The organism is Pollutimonas bauzanensis, assembly GCF_900129885.1.
Taxonomy (GTDB): domain Bacteria; phylum Pseudomonadota; class Gammaproteobacteria; order Burkholderiales; family Burkholderiaceae_B; genus Pollutimonas; species Pollutimonas bauzanensis.
This window is the reverse complement of record NZ_FQXE01000021.1, coordinates 47718-65250: the sequence shown is the minus strand read 5'-3', so window position 1 is coordinate 65250 and position 17533 is coordinate 47718. Positions and strand designations below refer to the sequence as shown.

The window sequence follows — 17533 nt, the reverse complement described above, 5'->3', positions numbered from 1 at the left end:
AAGCCGTTTCCTAGGGGTTTTCCTTGGCCGCTTTTTTCAATTCGACGCGAACCCCGATATGCCTTTCAGCCCGCTGCCTTGCCAGCTCGACCTGCTTCTGGCGCTCGGCGTAACGCTGTTTCTGCTCCGGCGTATGCTGGTCGTGGCAATGGGGACAACTGACGCCTTCCACGAAATGCGCGCTGGCCCGGTCCTCGGCGCTCAAGGGCAAGCGGCAGGCGCGGCAGAATTCGTAATGGCCCGGCTCCAGGCCGTGCACGACGGAAACCCGCTCGTCGAAAACAAAGCATTCGCCACTCCAGCGGCTTTCTTCGGGAGGCACCGTTTCCAGGTATTTGAGGATACCCCCTTCCAGGTGATAGACGTCGTCGAAGCCCTGCGTGCGCATATAGGCGGTGGATTTTTCGCAGCGTATGCCGCCGGTGCAGAACATGGCCACCCGGGGCTTGCCATGCAGCAAGCCGCCTTCGGCCGACTGCTCGCGTACCCATTGGGGAAACTCGGTAAAGCTCGTGGTGCAGGGATTCACGGCCCGATTGAACGAGCCTATGGACACCTCGTAATCGTTGCGCACATCCACCACCACGACTTCGGGATCATCGATCAGGCGGTTCCATTCGCCTGGCTTCACATAAGTGCCGGCCATGGTCGCGGCATGCACATTGGGCACGCCCATGGTGACGATCTCGCGCTTGAGCTTTACCTTCATGCGGTAGAAGGGCATTTTTTCCGACCATGATTCCTTGTGAACCAGGGCCGCCAGGCGAGGATCGCCGCGCAAGTGGCCGAGTATGGCCGCTATGCCTTCGGAGGGCCCGGCGATGGTGCCGTTGATGCCCTCTTCGGCCAGAAGCAGCGTGCCTTTCACACCGTTGGCTGCGCAGCGCTCCAGCAAGGGAGCCTGCAGCGATTCGAAATCGGGAAGGTGTACGAATTTGTATAACGCTGCGATCAGAAAATTAGCCATGGCCGTTAAAGCAGTCAAAGAACCGGAACCGGGTATTTTAACGCCTGGCGATCGAGGCCCGTCAGGTCGGTGACTTGATATGCTTCTTGCCGTAGCGTTCGTTGCCTACGCCGCTCATGCTGATGATGCGTTTCGCCGAAGCCTGCTTGGCCCGCTCTTCATTGATGAGTTGCTGGGTATCCGTCTGCAGCGGCCGGAACGGAGTTGGCGTACGTGGTTTGACAAGCATGCTAGCCTCACAATCAAAATCAAAAACTATCGTCGTCTGATGCGACTTCAAACTGGGCGGTATTTGCCGTTGCATCCCGGCATAAAACCCAGACAAGCCTTAAACATACCCTTTTTTCATGAAAGTTTCGCGAAAAGGGCGAAAAACTCTCGTTAACCCGGATGATTATCACTCATTCCAGCCTCCTCCGAGCGCCTTGACGAGGGCAAGCAGGCCTATCGCGCGAGCCTGCCTGGATTGCAGCCACTGGTCCTCGACCGCCGCCAATGCGCGCTGCGCGGCGAGCAATTCGATCCGCGCCGTCTCGCCGGCGCGATAGCGCTGCCCGGCCAGGGCGACGTTATCGCGCAAGGCGGAGCGCGAGCGTCCCAGGTCCGCCAGGCGCCCGCGCTCCCGGTCGAATCCCACCAGAGCCGTCTCGGTGTCGGCCACCGCCGCCAGAACCGCCTTGCGATAGGCGGCAAGCGCGGCATCGCGCCCTGCTTCGCGGACCTTTACCTGTTCGCGCAGCCGTCCGCCGCTAAAGAGCGGCAGCGCCAGCGACGGCCCGACGCTCCAGGCGCGGCTCATGGCGTCGGTCAATTGCCCTGGATGGATGGAATCGAGTCCCAGGCTGCCGACCAGCGTCAGGCGCGGATATTGATCGGCCACCGCGACGCCGATGTCGGCGGTCGCCGCCGCCAGCTGGCGTTCAGCCTCGCGAACGTCCGCCCGGCGCCGCAACAGTTCGGACGGCACGCCGACATCGACGAATTCCGGCACTTGGGGAATCGGCCGCTGCGCCGCCAAAACGGACCGGACCCGGGCGATATCGCTATCCAGCATAACGGTCAGGGCGGCCAGGACCGCATGCCGCCTGGCCTCCAGGGCAGGCACAACGGCGGCGCTGCGGGCATGGTCGTCCTGGGCGCCATGCACATCGCTGTCGCTCGCAAGCCCCGCCCCCCGCTGCAACTGCGCCAGGCGCAGCAACTCGCCGGCGTATGCCGCGTCCCGATTCGCGTTATCGAGCCGTTGCGCCAGCGCGCGGTACTCGATGACATTGCGCGCCACTTCGGCGGCCACCTGCAGCCGCGCATCGTGCGCGCCCGCTTCCGCGGCCTGGCTGCGGGCGCGGCTTGCCTGGACCTGGCGCGCAGTGCGGCCGAAAAGGTCTATTTCCCATGAGGCATCGAAACCGGCCGCGTATGCGGTGAAGGTAGTCTGCGGATCGGGCAGCGGATTGTTAGCCATCAGTTCGCTATTGCGGCTGATGCGGTCGCGCGAGACGCTTGCCGCCGCCCCAATCTGCGGCAACTGGCCGCCGGCCGCCATCGCGGCGCTTGCGCGCGCCTGGCGTATGCGCGCCTGCGCAGCCTCGATATCGGGGCTGCGCGCCAAGGCCTGTTCCACCAACGCATCCAGAGCGGCGTCGCCAAAAGCGCGCCACCATGCCTGCTCCACCCTGGCGGCAGGCGCGCCGGAATCGGACCTGCCGTCGAACGCCGCCGCCAGGCCGCGCTCGAATTCGGGACGCTGATAGTCCGGCCCGACCGCGCAGCCGCCAAGCGCCAGCGCAAGGGCCCAGGCCGTCAAAAGAAAGGAAGGAGAACGCGGGATGTTCATGAGGTGCTCCGCCTGCGAAACATCGTGTAAGCGATGCCCAGCGTGACGACGGCGATGACCAGCAGTGGCCAAATGCTGCGCCAGGCATCCAGGAAGCCGTAGTGTTTCAGGAAAATGCCTTTTGAAGCATCGATGAAATGGGTGAGCGGATTGATCATGCTGACCATCCGCAGAAACAATGGCATGTTCTCGACCGGCGCGATATAGCCGGACAGGACTATCGATGGCACGAGAAAACAAAACACGCCGAGAAACGCCTGCTGCTGCGTGGCGCACAAGGCGGAAATGAAAAGGCCGACGCCCACGAGCGAAAATGCGTAGCAGAACATCGATAGCCATAGCAGCCACAAAGGCCCGGTCAGCGGCACCCCATAGAACCAGCATGCCGCCGCGGCTATGATGCTTCCTTGCGCCAGCCCGACCAGAATGCCAGGCACGGCCTTGCCCAGCATGACGTAGGCGGGAGTCAGCGGAGTCACCATCAATTGATCGAAGGTGCCTTCCTCGCGTTCGCGCGAGACGGACAGGGCCGTGACCATGAGGCAGCCCACGGTGGCGATAATGGCCACCAGGCTGGGCAGGACGAACCACTTGTATTCCAGATTCGGGTTATAGGCATTGCGGATGACCAGCGCGGCGGGCGCCGGATGCAGGCTGCGTTCGGCGGAAAACTGCTGGACCACCTGCAATGCGTAGCTATAGGAGATCTGCGCGCTGTTCGAGCGCCGCCCGTCGAGCAGCGCCTGCAGCCTTACCGGCTCCCGCGCGGCCATGCGCCGCGAGAAATCGCGCGGTATCCTGATGGCGAGCGAGGCCTGCTGATCGTCGATGACATGCTGCAAGGCGGCATCGTCATGCACCATCTTGATATGCGGAAAGGGATGCGCGCCCGCAAGGCGCTGTATCAGTTCGGCCGACGCCTCGCCGCTGTCCTCGTTGTAGATCGCCAGCGTGCTGTTCGTGACCTCCAGCGTGGTGGCGAACGGGAATATCATCAATTGCAGCAGCAGCGGCATGATGAGCAGGCGGCGGCTCTGCGGGCTGCGCAATAATTGCTGCAGTTCCTTGATTATCAGAGTGAGGATTCTATGCCACATGGCGCTCACCCATCCAGCCGGCGCCGCGTCTTGAGCGCCGTGAAGCCCAGCCAGAAAATCGCCGAAAGCAATAGGAAAAGCGTGTTCAGCCAGATCACCGGCCAGATATGGCCGGCCTGGAACAGCGTCTGCAGAATGCTGACGAAATAGCGCGCCGGCACAAGATAGGTCACCGCTTGCACGACCGCCGGCATGCTGCCGATTTCGAAGATGAAGCCCGATAGCAGCGCCGCCGGCAGGAAGGCCGCGTTGAGCGCGCTTTGAGCTGCATCGAACTGGTCGCGCGTTACCGTCGACAGCAGCAGGCCCAGCCCCAGCGCGCTGCCCAGGAACAGGCTGGCGGGAACGAACAGCACCAGCATCGAACCGCGCATGGGGACATCCATCAGCAAGGTCGCGATCAGCACGCAGATCACCAGCGCAACCATGCCCAGCACGTAATACGGCAGGATCTTGGACAACAGCAGCTCGGTCCGGGTAATCGGCGCGGCAAGCAGGGCCTCCATCGTGCCGCGCTCCCATTCGCGCGCCACAACCAGCGACGTCAACAGCGCTCCGATGATGGTCATGATGACGGAGATCGAGCCGGGGATGAGATAATTGCGGCTCACCGTGGTCGGGTTGAACCAGTAGCGCGGCTCCAGCGTAATGCCCGCGGACGCCGGGCCCGCCAGGCCCCGCGGATCGGCGGCGAGCCAGCGCTGCAGGATGCCCTGCGCATAGCTGGCGACGAAGTTCGCCGTGTTGGGTTCGGCACCGTCGGCAATGACCTGTATCACAGCGCCGCCATGCCCGCGCAATACCTTGCGCGAGAAATCCGCCGGCACCACGATGATCCCGCGGATCTCGCCGGCGTCCATCCTGGTTTGCATTTCCTGGCGGGAAGCGCCGATTACCGGCCGCACATAGGGCGACCCCTCTATGGCCATCGCGAAACGCCGCGCCGGCGCGCCCCCGTCCTCCATGACCACGCCTATGCCGAGCCGGCTGGTATCCAGGTTGATGCCGAATCCGAAAATCAGCAACAGCACGACAGGCAACACGAAGGCAATGGCGATGCTGCTCGGATCGCGCACGATCTGCAGGGTTTCCTTCCAGGACAATGCGCGCAGCCTGCGCCACGAAAATGCGCCACGGCGAGAGGGCGCGCGGGAAGGCGGCCTGTCGTTCGCGGTCATTCCCGCGCCTCGCGCGTCTGTTGCGCATCATCGCGCTCTATCAATCCGATGAAAGCATCCTCCATGGAAGGTTCAGGCAGATTGTCATCGGCCACCCGGCTCTTGAGATCGTCCGGCGTGCCTGAAGCGATCATGCGGCCCCGGTAGATCAGGGCTATGCGGTCGCAGTATTCGGCTTCGTCCATGAAGTGGGTGGTCACCATGACGGTTACGCCTTTGTCCACCAGGCCGTTGATGTGGTTCCAGAACTCGCGCCGCGTGACCGGATCCACGCCCGAGGTAGGCTCATCGAGGAACAATAATTGCGGATCGTGCATCAGCGCGCAGGCCAGCGCAAGCCGCTGTTTGAAACCCAGGGGCAATTCACTGGAACTGGTGTCCAGGTAGCGTTCCAGTTCGAAGCATTCCACCATGGTCGCAATCTTTTCCTTGCGGGAACTCCCACGCAAACCGTATATGCCTGCAAAAAACTTCAAGTTCTGGGCAACGCTCAGGTTACCGTAGAGCGAGAATTTCTGCGCCATGTATCCCAGGCGCTGGCGCGCCCGGCTGGGGCTGGTCTTGAGGTCTATGCCCATTACGCGCGCATCGCCGCTGCTGGGCGCCAGCAGACCGCACATCATTTTGAAGGTGGTCGATTTCCCGGCGCCGTTGGGGCCTATCAGGCCGAAAATCTCGCCGCGCCGGACGCGGAAGCTGACGTGGTCGGTGGCGGTGAAGTCGCCAAAGCGCCGCGTGAGTTCCTTCGCTTCGATCACGGCCATGGGATCGACATCGCCGGGCAGCGCCGCCTTGCCCGTCCGCTGCGCCAGGACCGAATCGCCGCCGGGGCCGCCCCCCAGGATATCGATGAAAGCATCCTCGAGCCGCGGACGGACCTGCGCAAACCGGGCCCGCGGCCCGGCCTGCAGGGACGCCATGGCCGGCAAGCGGTCCGCCTCCTTGAGCACCAGGCGCACGCTGCTCCCCTGGATAACGCCATCGATGACTTGCGGCGCGCGCAAAGCGCGCTGCAGCACATGGCGCCGGTTGCCCTCGATGCCGCCGACAAGAATGCTTCTGCCCCGCATGCGCTCGATCTGCTCTTGCGGAGCCCCAGCAAAAACCACGCGCCCCGCGTTCATCAAGCAGATGGAGGCGCACTGCTCAGCCTCGTCGAGATAGGCCGTGGCCCACACCACCGCCATGCCGCCCTGCGCAAGCGTGCTGACCATGCGCCAGAGCTCGCGCCGCGAAATCGGATCGACGCCGACGCCGGGCTCGTCGAGCAGCAGCACTTCCGGCGACCCCAGCAGCGTGCATGCCAGGCCCAGCTTTTGCTTCATCCCGCCCGAGAGCTGGCCGGCCATGCGCTTGGTGTAGGGTCCAAGGTCGGTGAAGTCCAGCAACTGTTCGAATTGCCGTTCGCGCTGCGCGCCGATGACGTCGCGCAGGTCGGCGTACAGGCGCAGGTTCTCGATGACCGTCAGGTCTTCGTAAAGCCCGAACTTCTGCGGCATGTAGCCCACGCGCCGGTGCAGTTCATCGGCGTTGGCGACCGGGTCCAGCCCCGCCACGCGGACGCGCCCTTCGGTGGCGGCCAACAGGCCCGCCATGATGCGCATCAGCGTGGTTTTTCCGGCCCCGTCGGGACCCGCCAACCCTGTGATCGCGCCGGCCCGCACCCGCAGGTCGAGATCGGACAGGGCATTGCCGCCGCGCTGATCGAAGCGGTGGCGCAATCCTTCAATGCTGATTACATCATCCATCCGGGGCGGCCTCGTCAGTGATGTTCTGCGTCCTGTGCTAGCCGGACGGTGACCGGCATGCCCTGGCGCAGGCCGGAATCCGGGTTGGCCACGATCACCCGCAATCGATAGACCAGGGCGGTGCGCAAGTCCTGCGTTTCGACCTGCTTGGGCGTGAATTCGGCCACCGGCGAAACAAAACCCACGACGCCTTCATAGATCTTGCCGGATGCGCCGTCGGTGCTGATACGCACTTTCGTGCCGGTCGCCACGCGGCCCAGGTTGGGCTCATCGACATAGGCGCGCGCCCATACGGGGCTGCCGAGAGACAGAGCGAACACCGTGGCGCCTGCCTGGACCATCGCCCCCGCCTCGGCCGCCCGCGTCAGGACCACCCCGGAAACCGGCGCCTTGAGCGTCGCGTCGTCCAATTGCAGCCGGGCGGATGCAAGGCGCACCCGCGCAAGCGCGAGATCCGCGCTTGCCTGATCCCGTTCTTCTTTGCGAAAGCCCAGGCTGGCCGCTTCATATTCCTGCCGCGACGCCTCGAACTCGGCGGCAGCCTTGTCGCGGGCGGCGCGGGATTCATCCAGCACGCGCACGGCTATCGCCCCCGTGCCGGCCAGCTTGCGCTGGCGCGCCCATACCTGTTCGGCATTGCGCAGCACCGCCGAGCGGGCCTGCAATGCCGCATGCAGGCGAGCCACATCTTCCTTGCGATAGCCGGCCTGCATCAAGGCGTTCTTTGCGGACACCGCCTGCACGGCCGCCTGGGCTTCGGCAAGCGCGTTGCGCAGCGGCTCCGTATCGAGTTCGGCCAGGATCTGGCCGGCCTGCACGGTGTCGCCTTCGTCCACCGCCAGCGACTTGAGCCGGCCGCCCACGCGAAAGGCCAGGTTCACCTCCCGGATGTCTATATTGCCGCTCAACACCAATTCGGTGTCCCGCGGCCGTTCCGAATACCAAATATAGCCGCCGGCGGCCAGGGCTAGCGCTATTGCCAGTCCGATTACCGCTTGCTTTTTACTCATGCTTCGTCCTTTCCTGTCGCCGCCGGCGCAACCAGCCCTCGAGCGCCCAGTCGAGGCGCTGCGCAATCGCCGCCGGATCGGCGCCAAACTCCGTCAATGCTTCTTGCGTCGGCGCCGGCACCGCTTTCGGCCCCGGCGCAAGATGGCGCATGAGCAAGGGGGAAGCGGTGGCCGCCACCAGGAATGATACCCGTGTATGAATGTCAACCCGCCGCGCAAGCATTGAGTGCTAAATTGTAGGCCGGCGCCATCCATTATTTTTCAGGTATTTATGGATTCATTGACACAGGCCGCGCTCGGCGCGGGAATCTCCGGCGCCATGCTGGGGCGTTTCCATGGACGCAAGGCGCTGCTGGCCGGCGCCTTGCTGGCGACCCTGCCGGACCTGGACGTGCTGATCGATTACGGCGATCCGGTCTCGGGCATGATCAACCACCGGGGTTTCTCGCATTCCCTGTTTGTGCTGACCGGCGTCGCGGCTTTGCTGACCGCCGCCCTGCGCCGCTGGAGGCCGGCGCAGGAGTACGGAGCCGGCCGGCTGTTGCTGGCGCTCTGGCTGGTGCTGATTACGCATCCCTTGCTCGACGCCTTCACCAGCTATGGCACGCAGCTGTGGTGGCCACTGAGGCCCACGCCCACCAGCTGGTCCAGCATATTCATTATCGACCCCTTCTACACCCTGCCATTGCTGGCAGCCGTCATTGCCGCGTCCATCGCCGGACCCGGCCGGCGCCCGCGCCGCGCCCTGGCCTGGGCCCTGGGCCTGAGCACCGCCTACCTGGCCCTGTCCCTGGCGGCCAAGGGCAGCGTCGAAGGCCGCGTCGATAAAATGCTGGCGCAAGACGGAATACAGGCGGAGGCGATGTTTTCCAGCCCCGAGCCTTTCAACATTCTGCTGTGGCGCGTCGTCGCGCGCACGGCCGGCGACCACTATATTGAAGTCATAAGCAGCCTGCTGGACCATGACCCGCCCGAGCGCATCGAACTGCCCCTGAACAGCGCCCTGGCGGACGCCCTGCCGCAATCGCTCCAGCTTGCCGGCCTGCGCTGGTTCACCGGCGACTGGCTGCGCTACGACGATATCGACGGGCAACTGGTAGCCACCGACCTGCGCATGGGCCTGGGCACCGGCTACTACTCTTTCCGTTTCCTGCTTGCGCGGCGGACGGGACCCGGCGGAACGTGGCTGGCGGTCAAGCCGGCCTACTGGCCGAGCGATCGCGGCGGCCCGGCGCTGATGGACACCATACGGCGCGTCTGGCGGCAATCCCCGCCCTTGCCTCTCGCCCAGTGGGAGGAAAAAATGGTCTTGAAGGCCCCGCCGGGTTCATGACCTGGCGGACCGGGGCAAGCTAGACGTCCAGCCGCTCGCGCAAGCGGTTCTGCAAGTCCGGCAGCTCCGCCGGCAGGCGGTGTTCGAGCCGGTCGAACAATTCCGCATGCAGGCCCAGCTCCTTGCGCCATGCGGCGGAATCGATGGCCGTGATGCGCTCGAATTTGCCGGCATCGAAATCCAGGCCGTCCCAGGTGATGTCCTCGTAGCGCGGCGTAACGCCGAACAGATTGTCAGCGCCCTGAGCCCGGCCCTCGATGCGCTCCAGCATCCATTTGAGCACGCGCATATTTTCCCCGAACCCGGGCCAGATGAACTTGCCCTGGTCGTCGGTCTGGAACCAGTTTACGCAGAAGATGCGCGGCAGCGTGGCGCCGCCCGCCTGCAGCCGCTCGCCCAGCTCGAGCCAATGGGCGAAATAGGAACTCATGCTGTAGCCGCAAAATGGCAGCATGGCGAAGGGATCGCGGCGCACCACGCCCTGGGCGCCGGAGGCGGCGGCCGTTGTCTCGGAACCGAGCGTGGCGGCCATGTAGACCCCTTCGAGCCAGCTGCGCGCCTCGGTCACCAGGGGAACGGTGTCCGAGCGCCGGCCGCCGAAGATGAAAGCGTCGATAGCCACGCCGTCGGGGTTGTCCCATTCCGGGTCTATGGCGGGATTCTGCACCGCCGCCACGGTAAAGCGGGCATTGGGGTGGGCCGCCTTGCGCCCGCAGTCAGGGGTCCAGTCCCTGCCTTGCCAATCGATGCAATGCGCGGGCGCGGGCCCCATGCCTTCCCACCACACGTCGCCCTCGTCGGTCAGGGCGACATTGGTGAATATCACGTTGGCGCGCAGCGAAGCCATGCAGTTGAAATTGGTTTTTTCGTTCGTGCCGGGCGCTACGCCGAAGTAGCCGGCTTCGGGGTTGATCGCATGCAGGCGGCCGTCCGGCCCCGGCTTGATCCAGGCGATGTCGTCGCCTATGGTGCTGACCTTCCAGCCGGGCAGGGACTCGGGAGGGATCATCATGGCGAAATTGGTTTTGCCGCAGGCCGACGGGAACGCCGCCGCGAGATGCATTTTCTTGCCCTGCGGCGAGGTCACGCCCAGTATCAGCATGTGCTCCGCCATCCAGCCCTGGTCGCGGCCCATGCTGGAAGCGATGCGCAGCGCGAAGCATTTCTTGCCCAGCAGGGCATTGCCGCCATAACCCGAGCCGAACGACCAGATTTCGCGGTCCTGCGGATAATGCACGATGTACTTGGTATCGTTGCAAGGCCAGGCCACATCGGCTTCGCCCGCGGCCAGCGGCTTGCCGACCGAATGCACGCAAGGCACGAAGTCGCCGTCCGCGCCCAGCACGTCGTATACCTTGCCGCCCATGCGCGTCATCAGCCGCATATTCGCCACCACATAGGGCGAGTCGGACAGCTCCACGCCGATGTGCGCAATGGGCGAGCCCAGCGGGCCCATGGAAAACGGGATCACATACATAGTGCGCCCGCGCATGCAGCCCGCGAACAGGCCGCCGAGCGTTTCGCGCATGGCGGCCGGCGCCATCCAGTTATTGGTCGGACCGGCATCCTCCTGCTTTTCGGAACAGATGAATGTGCGGTCTTCCACGCGGGCCACGTCGCTGGGATCCGACCAGGCCAGGTAGGAATTGGGACGTATGCCGGGATTCAAGCGGCGCATGGTGCCGGCCTGCACCATCAATTCGCAGAGCCTGTCGTATTCCTCTTGGGAACCATCGCACCATTCAATGCGATCCGGCCGGGTCAGCGAGGCGATTTCCTCCACCCACGCCATGAGACGGGCATGGCGCATGCCGGCGGGCGCATTCGATTCGACGGGCGATGGGGAGCTGGCTACAACACTCATAGGAATATTTCTCCGTATATGAAGCATGAACAGGCCATTCTAAAGCCTATCGCCGGACGCGTCTCCTAGTCCGTTCAGGCTAGGTTGCCGGCTTCCAGGCGCACGGCAACGCGCGCCTGCGCCCGCGCAGTTGTGCTCATGATTTGAAGGCGTGCACCAGCGTCCGGATATTGGCCTGCAATTGCGCCACCGGATCGGCGTCATCGGTGGCCAGCACCACGAGTCGCGCCCCGCCGCTGGCGACGGCTTGCCGGACGTCCGCGGCGGGTTCCCGGTGATGCAGGACGAGCGCCACGCCATTCGACTTCAGGCTTGCGGCAAACGCTGCCAGCGATTGTCCGCTCCAATCCGCGTCGGGCCGCGCATCGCTCAGGACAAGATCGAGATCGAAGCCCGATGCCAGGTAGGCCAGCCGGTCCGAGAGCGTGGCCACCGAGACGTTGTCCACGCCGGCCAATTGGGCTTGCGCTTGCGCCGCCAGCGCCACGAGGCGATGCTTGAATTCCCCCAGATTCTTCGCCAGCGCGGCCTTGTCCGCGGCCGCGCGCGTCAACCGCTCCAGGTCGGCCGCCATGATGTCGGCCATGCGGCCCAGATTCACGGGATCGAGCCAGGGATAAGCGCTGGCGCCGGAACCCGGCTGCAGGGCAATCCCGGGCAGGGCGCCGTCGATCGGCCGCGCCGCATCGATTTCGACTATCCGTATATTGGCGCGCCGGGCCAGCGGATACAGCGGATCCTCGGGCCAGATGGAACGCAGGCCGGCCGCGGCGTCCGCGTCTTCGGCCGCCTTGCGCAGCGCCGCCGCGCCTCTGCCCGCGAAGTAGGAAGCCATGCGCGTGGCCGGCAGGCTGGCGGGAGCCGCCAGTTGCACCGAAATGCCGCTGTCCTGGGCCAGCGCCTGGGCCAGCGCATGCACGACAGGATGCGCGACAAGCACCTTGATGCCGGAAACCGCCGCCGCGCCTGGTTTCGCGGCCGCCGCGCGCTCCCCGGCAGCGGCGGGCGCCACGCTCAGCGGCGATCCGCAGCCCAGGGCCAGGGCCAATGTCAAAGCGCCCAGGGCGCCGCAGGAACTACGCTTCAAGATGGATTTCCTCTCAAGGTTGGAACAAGGCCGCGGGTGATCGCCGCCAGCATGAACAAGGCCCCCGACACCAGGATGATGGCGGCGCCCGAGGGCACCGGCAGGTCCAGCTCGATGGGCAGCAGGATGCCGGCCAGCGTGCTGACTGTCGCGATCAGCACCGACAGCCAGAAGAAACTGCGCAGCGAAGGGCTCAGCATGCGCGCGCATGCCGCCGGGATCACCAACAGCGCGCCCACCAGAATGGCGCCTATCACCTTGACGGAGGCCACGGTGACGATGGTGACCAGCGCGACGAACAGGTAATCGAGGGCCTTGACCGGCACCCGGCGCACGGCTGCCAATTGCGGATTGAAGCTTGCCAGCATCAGCCCGTTGTAATACGGCAAGGCCAGCGCCGCCGTCAACAAGGCCACGACGGCAAGCACGCTCAGGTCATGGTTGTTGACGGTCAATACCGACCCGAACAAGACGTTTTCAAGGATATGGACATTGATGCGCCCCGCCAGCACCAGCAGCACGCTGGCGCCCAGCGCAAGCGAAATCGACAGGAATACGCCGATCAGCGTATCGGGAGCCAGGCCTGTGCGGTTGCGCAAATAGTTCAGCAAAATGCCAAAGAGCAGGCAATAGCCGAACAGGCTGCCGTAGGGCCCGGTATACGGTTCGCCCATCAGTATGCCTATGGCCACGCCCGTGAGCGCGGAATGCCCCACGGCCTCGGAAAAGAAGGCGAAGCGCTTGACCACCACCAGCGTGCCGAGCCCGCCCAGGATGGGACCGATAATGAAGCCGGCCAGCACGGCATTGACGACGAAGCCGTAGGTCAGGGACGCGGGCAGGTAGCCGCCGGCAGCCCAGGCCTGGATGGCCGCACGCAGCGTGTCTATCGCCGACGCCGTCATGCCGCGGCCTCGGCAGGTTCGTCACTCACTACCGCCAGCCGGGGACGGGTTGAAAAGAGTTCCAGCAGACGTTGCGGCGTGAGCACGTCGGCGGGCTTGCCATCGAACAGCACGCCGCGGTTCAAGCCGGTGACATGATCGGCCAGCTCTCTTACCGCCTGCAGATCGTGCTCCACCCAGAAGACGGTCACGCCCGCCCGCCGCCAGTCGCAGAGCAGGCGCTCGTAGACCTGGGCGCCGGCCTCGTCCAGCGCCGACATGGGTTCGTCCAGCACCAACAGCGAAGGCGCCGGAATCATGCCTTGCGCCAGCAGCACGCGCTGGCGTTCGCCCCCCGACAGGGCGCCCATGCGGCGCTTGCGCTTGTCCGCCATGCCCACGCGCTCCAGCGCGGCGGAGATGTCCGCGGCGCGCCGGCGCGCAAGACCCAGGAAGGCCGGGCGCCGCTGCGTCATTGCCGCCATGAAATCATTCACGGTCATGGGCAGGCCGCGATCGAACTCGAGGGCTTGCGGCACATAGCCGATGGCGCCCGGCTCGTGTGGCCAATCCAGCGCCAGGCGGCCACGGTGCGGCATCTGCCCCAGCAGGGTTTTGATGAGGGAGCTCTTGCCCCCGCCATTGGGCCCCACCAGCGCATGCACGCTGCCCGCCTTCACGGCGAAGGAGACATCGCGCAGGATGTCCGTGCGCCCCAGCGTCAGCGACACCTGCCTGAAATCGATGGCGGGGCCGCGCGGGGCCGGCCCCTGCCCGGTAGTGGGCGCGCCCGTCATTGCGCGGCCTCCTGGATGGCGCGCACCACGGTATCCAGGTTGCGGGCCGTTTCCTGCTCGAACTTTCCGCTGGTGTAGTCGCCATAGGAAATATGGGTCAGCGCGTACAGCCGCACCCCGGTCTCGCGCTGTATCGTCTCGACGTAGGTCGAAGGAAAATCCATTTCGGAGAAAATCACCTTCACGTCGAGGCTTCTCAGCTGATCTATGGTGGCCTTGAGCTGCGCCGGGCTCGGCTCGATGCCGTGGGCCGGCTCGACCACGGCCGTTACTTCCAGGCCGAATTCACGCAACAGATAGTCGTAGGCGCCATGTATGGTCGCCACCCGGAAGTCCGCGCCGGGCGCCTGCGCGAGCCTGCCCAGCGCATCCGCGCGCAGCTTGCGCAGCTTTTGCCCGTAGGCGCGGGCATTGTTTCGATAGGCATCGGCATTGTCCGGGTCGAGCCTGGCCAATTCCCGGGCGATGGTGTTGATCTGGGCGATGGAGGCCGTGACCGACAGGAAGGTATGCGGGTTGACCACCTTGCCGGCGTCGCCGCCGCGCGCCGCCGTGCCGGTGGCCGCCAGCAGCGGCACCTGGGCATTGGCTTCGATGACGGGCAACTGGGGTTTGTCGCTGGCGGCAATCATGCGGTCGGCGAAATCGTCGTGGCCGATTCCGTTGACCACCACCACGTCCAGCTCGCCGATGCGCTTGATGTCCTCGGCGCGCGGCTCGTAGGCATGGGGATTGAAGCCCGCCGGGATCAGCGGCACGACTTCGGCTTTGTCGCCCACGATATTGACGACATAACTATAGTAAGGGTGCAGGGTAACCCCGATGCGCAGCGCCTTGGCCTGCGCCAGCGAGGGAAATGAGATGATGAGGGCGAGCGCGCCGCAAGCCAGCGCCATCAGTGCGTGGCGCGAACGACTAAACAGGTATTGCGGCAAAAGGGAAGGCATCGGCATCGGTAAGGTCTGCATGGGTAATGTTAGTGGTGGCCGACCGCTCAGGGCTGGCGGCGCTGGCGGGTTACGCTGGCGTCGAACTGCGCCACGATCTGACGCCAGCCGGCGCTGATCAGCGCAGCGTCGTCCAGTTGCGCCGGCGCGTCCGCGCCGGCCTCCCGGTTGAGCCAGATGTCGGGCTCGGCAAGCCGCGCGTCCGCGGCGTCATGGCCATGCGCACGGCGCGCATCATGCGCGGCGCCCGACGGCGGCATGCGCAGCAGCATCGCTCCGGCAATTCTCCTGTCTGCGCTCAAGCCCGCATAGCCTGCCATCGCGCCATCGCCGGCAAGCTGCCAGGCGTGGCCGCCGCGCTGCGATGCGCTGGCGTCCCGCGCGAACGGCGGCAAGCCGGAATCTGCCAGATCCTGGACGGCCGGGGCGGACGCGCCCCCGGCGGCCTGTATCTCGTCGAACGCCACGCGCAGGTCCGCATAAATGCCCTGCTCGGCGGCCGTCAGATCCCGCCGGGCGTCCATTTGATGGGCTTGCACGCCCACGGCCCCGGCGGGCGCGACCCGCCAGAACACGAAAGCGCCGGCCATGGCCAGGATCAGCGCGCACCAAGCCAGCACCAGCAAGGTTTCAGGGCCGGCCCCCGCCGGCTTGACGACCTGTACCGTCACTCCTGGATCTCGCTATGGTCGATCTCGACCACATGGCCGGGGCCCGCGTCGAACAGCACGTAGAATTCGCCCGCGGGTTTCTTGAATGTCAGGGTGGAATCGTCGGCGAGCTTGCCCGGGACAAGGATTTGCTCGTCATAGGAAATGACATCCAGCGTTACGCCCGGCGCCTCGCTGCCGTCCGAAAAGCCGCCCTTGCATTTAATGGTATTGGCGTCCACCTGCAGGCATTGCGCCATGGGATTGTGCGCCCATGCGGCAAGGCTCATGCACAACAGGCCAATGGCCGCGGCGGCGCCGGCGGCGCGCCGGCCGATGTTCGAATGGGGTTTCTTCATTGCGTTTCTCCTTGCTTTCGCAGCCATGCCGCGGTCGTGGGTGATGCCTGCTTCAGCGGCCAGCTTGCCTGATGCACCGAACCGTCCCACCCCTCCAGGGTCAGCCACAGATCGGCATCCGGCGCGGCGCGCACGGGGATGGGCACGCTGGTCATCTGACGATACGGGCTGCCCGAAAACAGCGCGCCCGCCGCCCGCAGACTGCGCGGCTTGCCCACGCGCAGATAGGCGGCCTTCACCTGGCCTACGCATTCTTTGCACAGCGCCAACGTAAAGACCTTCATATAGCCGGCCTCGCCTTGGCGCTGCGGCGCTTCGATGCGCCACTCCGCCAGCCGCAGCGACCATGGCCCCACGGCTTGCTGGCCAATCTCGCGCTGCCCCAGGCCCTTGTCGCCGCGCGACAAGGCCAGGTCGTCGAAATACCGGGGAAGATAGGCCAGCGGCAATATCAGCAGCAAGGCGCTCAGGTGGTATCGCCAGCGGCGCCACTGCGCCGGAAAACCCGTGCGCCGGGCGGCTATTGTCTTATTCATGGCGTCCTCCGGTAAGCGGGCTTGTTTCGGTCGCCATCACCGGCGGCCTCTTTCTGGCGGAAGGCTCCCCGCGCCTGGCCGAAGCGGGACGCAGTATCCCGGCAGTCTGCTTGACGGTGCGTTTGGTCCATATCATCAAGCCGCTGAGCACCATGCAGGTCAGCAGCAGCCCGAAGAGGAAATACACGAGCTTGAGCCACAGCCCGGCGAAGTCGCCGGTGTGCAGGGGCCGCATGGACTCGGTGACCAGCTCCAGGGCCGAGCGGTCCGACACGCGTCGCGTCCCCGCGACGGCGCCGTTGTAGGGGTTGATGTCCATCGTCTCGAACAGCAATGGGTAGCTGCCCCGGCCCCCTACTTCGATATGGCTGTATGCATTGAAGGGAAGGCTGACGAACGACGGCTCCAGGTCGGGAAATGTTTCGTGCGCGATCTGCGCCGCCCGGTCCAGGCTGATGATGGATGGCCGCTGGCCGGCTGGCGCCACGGGTATGTCTGTGCGCGCCACGACGGCCGGCGGCCCTTCGGTGGAAATCGAAATGTGGTTGTCCGACAGAATGGCCTGGATCAGGAACCAGACGGCGGTGACGGAAATGATGGCGATGAAGGGAATCGACCAGATGCCCGCCAAGCGGTGGAAGTCGCCCCAGAATACGCGCGCGCCCTGCCCGGCGCGCAGACGGGGACGCATGAAACCGCGCCAGAATCGCTTGTAGACGACCAGGCCGGTAATCAGCGACCCAAGCATGGGCAGGCCCAGGAACGACACGGCATACCAGCCGAAGTTGAACCCGTTGGTGAACGGCATCAGCAGCCAGCCATGCAAGGCCCTGATGAACTGCTGGAAGCTGAAGCCGGACGTGCTGCCCTGGATATGGCCCGTGTAGGGATTGACGTAAAGCGAAGCCGACGTGGCATCCGGGTAGCTCACGCGCACCGTCAGGGCGAACTGCGACTTGACCGGACGGGAGATGAATTGCACCGCCGCGTCGGGACGTTCGCGCAAGACATTTTCCATGATGGCGTCATAGCCCAGCACCACCGCGTCGTCCGAGGGCGGGCTTGCGCGCACCGCCGGGTTGGCCAGCCAGACGATCTCCTGGCTGACCGTGGCGATAGTGCCCGTCAGGCAGACGAAAAAGACGAACACCCATAGCGGCAGGGCCAGCCAGCTATGGACCAGGAACCAGAGTTTGGAGCTGGATTTCTTCTTGTTGCCGATAGTCGTGACCATATGAAATT

17 protein-coding genes are annotated in these 17533 nt (G+C 65.1%); 1 reads left to right on the top strand and 16 read right to left on the bottom strand.

Features of this window, described 5'->3' with window-relative positions; translation table 11 throughout:
- Window positions 1-10: 10 nt before the first annotated feature.
- The 7 genes from trhO to hlyD form a co-directional block, all read right to left on the bottom strand.
- On the bottom strand, window positions 11-967 hold the full coding sequence (gene trhO / locus BUB23_RS24535) for an oxygen-dependent tRNA uridine(34) hydroxylase TrhO (protein WP_073109526.1): 957 nt from the start codon (window positions 965-967) through the stop codon (window positions 11-13).
- Window positions 968-1028: 61 nt separating this feature from the next.
- Window positions 1029-1196 (bottom strand): hypothetical protein, encoded by a 168-nt coding sequence (locus BUB23_RS27120; protein ID WP_178372396.1) that lies wholly within the window; start codon window positions 1194-1196, stop codon window positions 1029-1031.
- Window positions 1197-1364: 168 nt separating this feature from the next.
- Window positions 1365-2801: an efflux transporter outer membrane subunit gene (locus tag BUB23_RS24530; protein ID WP_073109523.1), complete on the bottom strand. Its 1437-nt coding sequence runs from the start codon at window positions 2799-2801 to the stop codon at window positions 1365-1367.
- Window positions 2798-3898: an ABC transporter permease gene (locus BUB23_RS24525; RefSeq protein ID WP_073109520.1), complete on the bottom strand. Its 1101-nt coding sequence runs from the start codon at window positions 3896-3898 to the stop codon at window positions 2798-2800. The genes BUB23_RS24530 and BUB23_RS24525 overlap by 4 nt, the downstream gene beginning before the upstream one ends.
- 5 nt (window positions 3899-3903) lie before the next feature.
- Window positions 3904-5076 carry an ABC transporter permease gene (locus tag BUB23_RS24520; RefSeq protein ID WP_073109517.1) on the bottom strand — a complete coding sequence of 391 codons (1173 nt, stop codon included), beginning with the start codon at window positions 5074-5076 and terminating at the stop codon, window positions 3904-3906.
- Entirely contained in the window at window positions 5073-6824 is a 1752-nt protein-coding gene (locus BUB23_RS24515; protein WP_073109514.1) for an ATP-binding cassette domain-containing protein, read from the bottom strand. Before BUB23_RS24515 ends, BUB23_RS24520 begins: the two co-directional genes overlap by 4 nt.
- A 14-nt stretch (window positions 6825-6838) precedes the next feature.
- Window positions 6839-7834, bottom strand: a complete 996-nt coding sequence (hlyD, locus tag BUB23_RS24510; RefSeq protein WP_073109511.1) for a secretion protein HlyD — start codon at window positions 7832-7834, stop codon at window positions 6839-6841.
- A 271-nt stretch (window positions 7835-8105) separates the two neighbouring features.
- Here hlyD and BUB23_RS24500 point away from each other — a divergent pair, with 271 nt between their 5' ends.
- Window positions 8106-9167, top strand: coding sequence for a metal-dependent hydrolase (locus BUB23_RS24500; protein WP_073109505.1), 1062 nt, complete (start codon window positions 8106-8108; stop codon window positions 9165-9167).
- A 19-nt stretch (window positions 9168-9186) separates the two neighbouring features.
- Here the strand turns inward: BUB23_RS24500 and BUB23_RS24495 are convergent, their stop codons facing one another.
- The 9 genes from BUB23_RS24495 to BUB23_RS24455 all read right to left on the bottom strand — a co-directional run bounded on the left by BUB23_RS24495 (window position 9187) and on the right by BUB23_RS24455 (window position 17525).
- Window positions 9187-11031 (bottom strand): phosphoenolpyruvate carboxykinase (GTP), encoded by a 1845-nt coding sequence (locus BUB23_RS24495; RefSeq protein WP_073109503.1) that lies wholly within the window; start codon window positions 11029-11031, stop codon window positions 9187-9189.
- 136 nt (window positions 11032-11167) lie between these two features.
- Complete coding sequence (locus tag BUB23_RS24490; protein ID WP_178372395.1) at window positions 11168-12118, bottom strand: metal ABC transporter solute-binding protein, Zn/Mn family; 951 nt, start codon at window positions 12116-12118, stop codon at window positions 11168-11170.
- Window positions 12115-13023 carry a metal ABC transporter permease gene (locus BUB23_RS24485; RefSeq protein ID WP_073109500.1) on the bottom strand — a complete coding sequence of 303 codons (909 nt, stop codon included), beginning with the start codon at window positions 13021-13023 and terminating at the stop codon, window positions 12115-12117. Before BUB23_RS24485 ends, BUB23_RS24490 begins: the two co-directional genes overlap by 4 nt.
- Entirely contained in the window at window positions 13020-13799 is a 780-nt protein-coding gene (locus tag BUB23_RS24480; RefSeq protein ID WP_073109497.1) for a metal ABC transporter ATP-binding protein, read from the bottom strand. Before BUB23_RS24480 ends, BUB23_RS24485 begins: the two co-directional genes overlap by 4 nt.
- Entirely contained in the window at window positions 13796-14752 is a 957-nt protein-coding gene (locus BUB23_RS24475; protein ID WP_084136242.1) for a metal ABC transporter solute-binding protein, Zn/Mn family, read from the bottom strand. Before BUB23_RS24475 ends, BUB23_RS24480 begins: the two co-directional genes overlap by 4 nt.
- Window positions 14753-14793: 41 nt before the next feature.
- On the bottom strand, window positions 14794-15417 hold the full coding sequence (locus tag BUB23_RS24470; protein WP_073109494.1) for a DUF6162 family protein: 624 nt from the start codon (window positions 15415-15417) through the stop codon (window positions 14794-14796).
- Window positions 15414-15755 (bottom strand): hypothetical protein, encoded by a 342-nt coding sequence (locus BUB23_RS24465; RefSeq protein ID WP_073109492.1) that lies wholly within the window; start codon window positions 15753-15755, stop codon window positions 15414-15416. The genes BUB23_RS24470 and BUB23_RS24465 overlap by 4 nt, the downstream gene beginning before the upstream one ends.
- On the bottom strand, window positions 15752-16291 hold the full coding sequence (locus BUB23_RS24460) for a thiamine pyrophosphate-binding protein (RefSeq protein ID WP_073109489.1): 540 nt from the start codon (window positions 16289-16291) through the stop codon (window positions 15752-15754). Before BUB23_RS24460 ends, BUB23_RS24465 begins: the two co-directional genes overlap by 4 nt.
- Window positions 16284-17525, bottom strand: coding sequence for a PepSY-associated TM helix domain-containing protein (locus BUB23_RS24455; protein ID WP_073109486.1), 1242 nt, complete (start codon window positions 17523-17525; stop codon window positions 16284-16286). The genes BUB23_RS24460 and BUB23_RS24455 overlap by 8 nt, the downstream gene beginning before the upstream one ends.
- Window positions 17526-17533: the final 8 nt, after the last annotated feature.

Bases quoted from the DNA above. Each gene is read 5' to 3' on its own strand.
- trhO (WP_073109526.1), bottom strand. From the start codon at position 967: ATGGCTAATTTTCTGATCGCAGCGTTATACAAATTCGTACACCTTCCC.
- BUB23_RS24475 (WP_084136242.1), bottom strand. From the start codon at position 14,752: ATGCCGATGCCTTCCCTTTTGCCGCAATACCTGTTTAGTCGTTCGCGC.
- hlyD (WP_073109511.1), bottom strand. From the start codon at position 7,834: ATGAGTAAAAAGCAAGCGGTAATCGGACTGGCAATAGCGCTAGCCCTG.
- BUB23_RS24520 (WP_073109517.1), bottom strand. From the start codon at position 5,076: ATGACCGCGAACGACAGGCCGCCTTCCCGCGCGCCCTCTCGCCGTGGC.
- BUB23_RS24530 (WP_073109523.1), bottom strand. From the start codon at position 2,801: ATGAACATCCCGCGTTCTCCTTCCTTTCTTTTGACGGCCTGGGCCCTT.
- BUB23_RS27120 (WP_178372396.1), bottom strand. From the start codon at position 1,196: ATGCTTGTCAAACCACGTACGCCAACTCCGTTCCGGCCGCTGCAGACG.
- BUB23_RS24515 (WP_073109514.1), bottom strand. From the start codon at position 6,824: ATGGATGATGTAATCAGCATTGAAGGATTGCGCCACCGCTTCGATCAG.
- BUB23_RS24455 (WP_073109486.1), bottom strand. From the start codon at position 17,525: ATGGTCACGACTATCGGCAACAAGAAGAAATCCAGCTCCAAACTCTGG.
- BUB23_RS24480 (WP_073109497.1), bottom strand. From the start codon at position 13,799: ATGACGGGCGCGCCCACTACCGGGCAGGGGCCGGCCCCGCGCGGCCCC.
- BUB23_RS24525 (WP_073109520.1), bottom strand. From the start codon at position 3,898: ATGTGGCATAGAATCCTCACTCTGATAATCAAGGAACTGCAGCAATTA.
- BUB23_RS24460 (WP_073109489.1), bottom strand. From the start codon at position 16,291: ATGAATAAGACAATAGCCGCCCGGCGCACGGGTTTTCCGGCGCAGTGG.
- BUB23_RS24495 (WP_073109503.1), bottom strand. From the start codon at position 11,031: ATGAGTGTTGTAGCCAGCTCCCCATCGCCCGTCGAATCGAATGCGCCC.
- BUB23_RS24485 (WP_073109500.1), bottom strand. From the start codon at position 13,023: ATGACGGCGTCGGCGATAGACACGCTGCGTGCGGCCATCCAGGCCTGG.
- BUB23_RS24500 (WP_073109505.1), top strand. From the start codon at position 8,106: ATGGATTCATTGACACAGGCCGCGCTCGGCGCGGGAATCTCCGGCGCC.
- BUB23_RS24465 (WP_073109492.1), bottom strand. From the start codon at position 15,755: ATGAAGAAACCCCATTCGAACATCGGCCGGCGCGCCGCCGGCGCCGCC.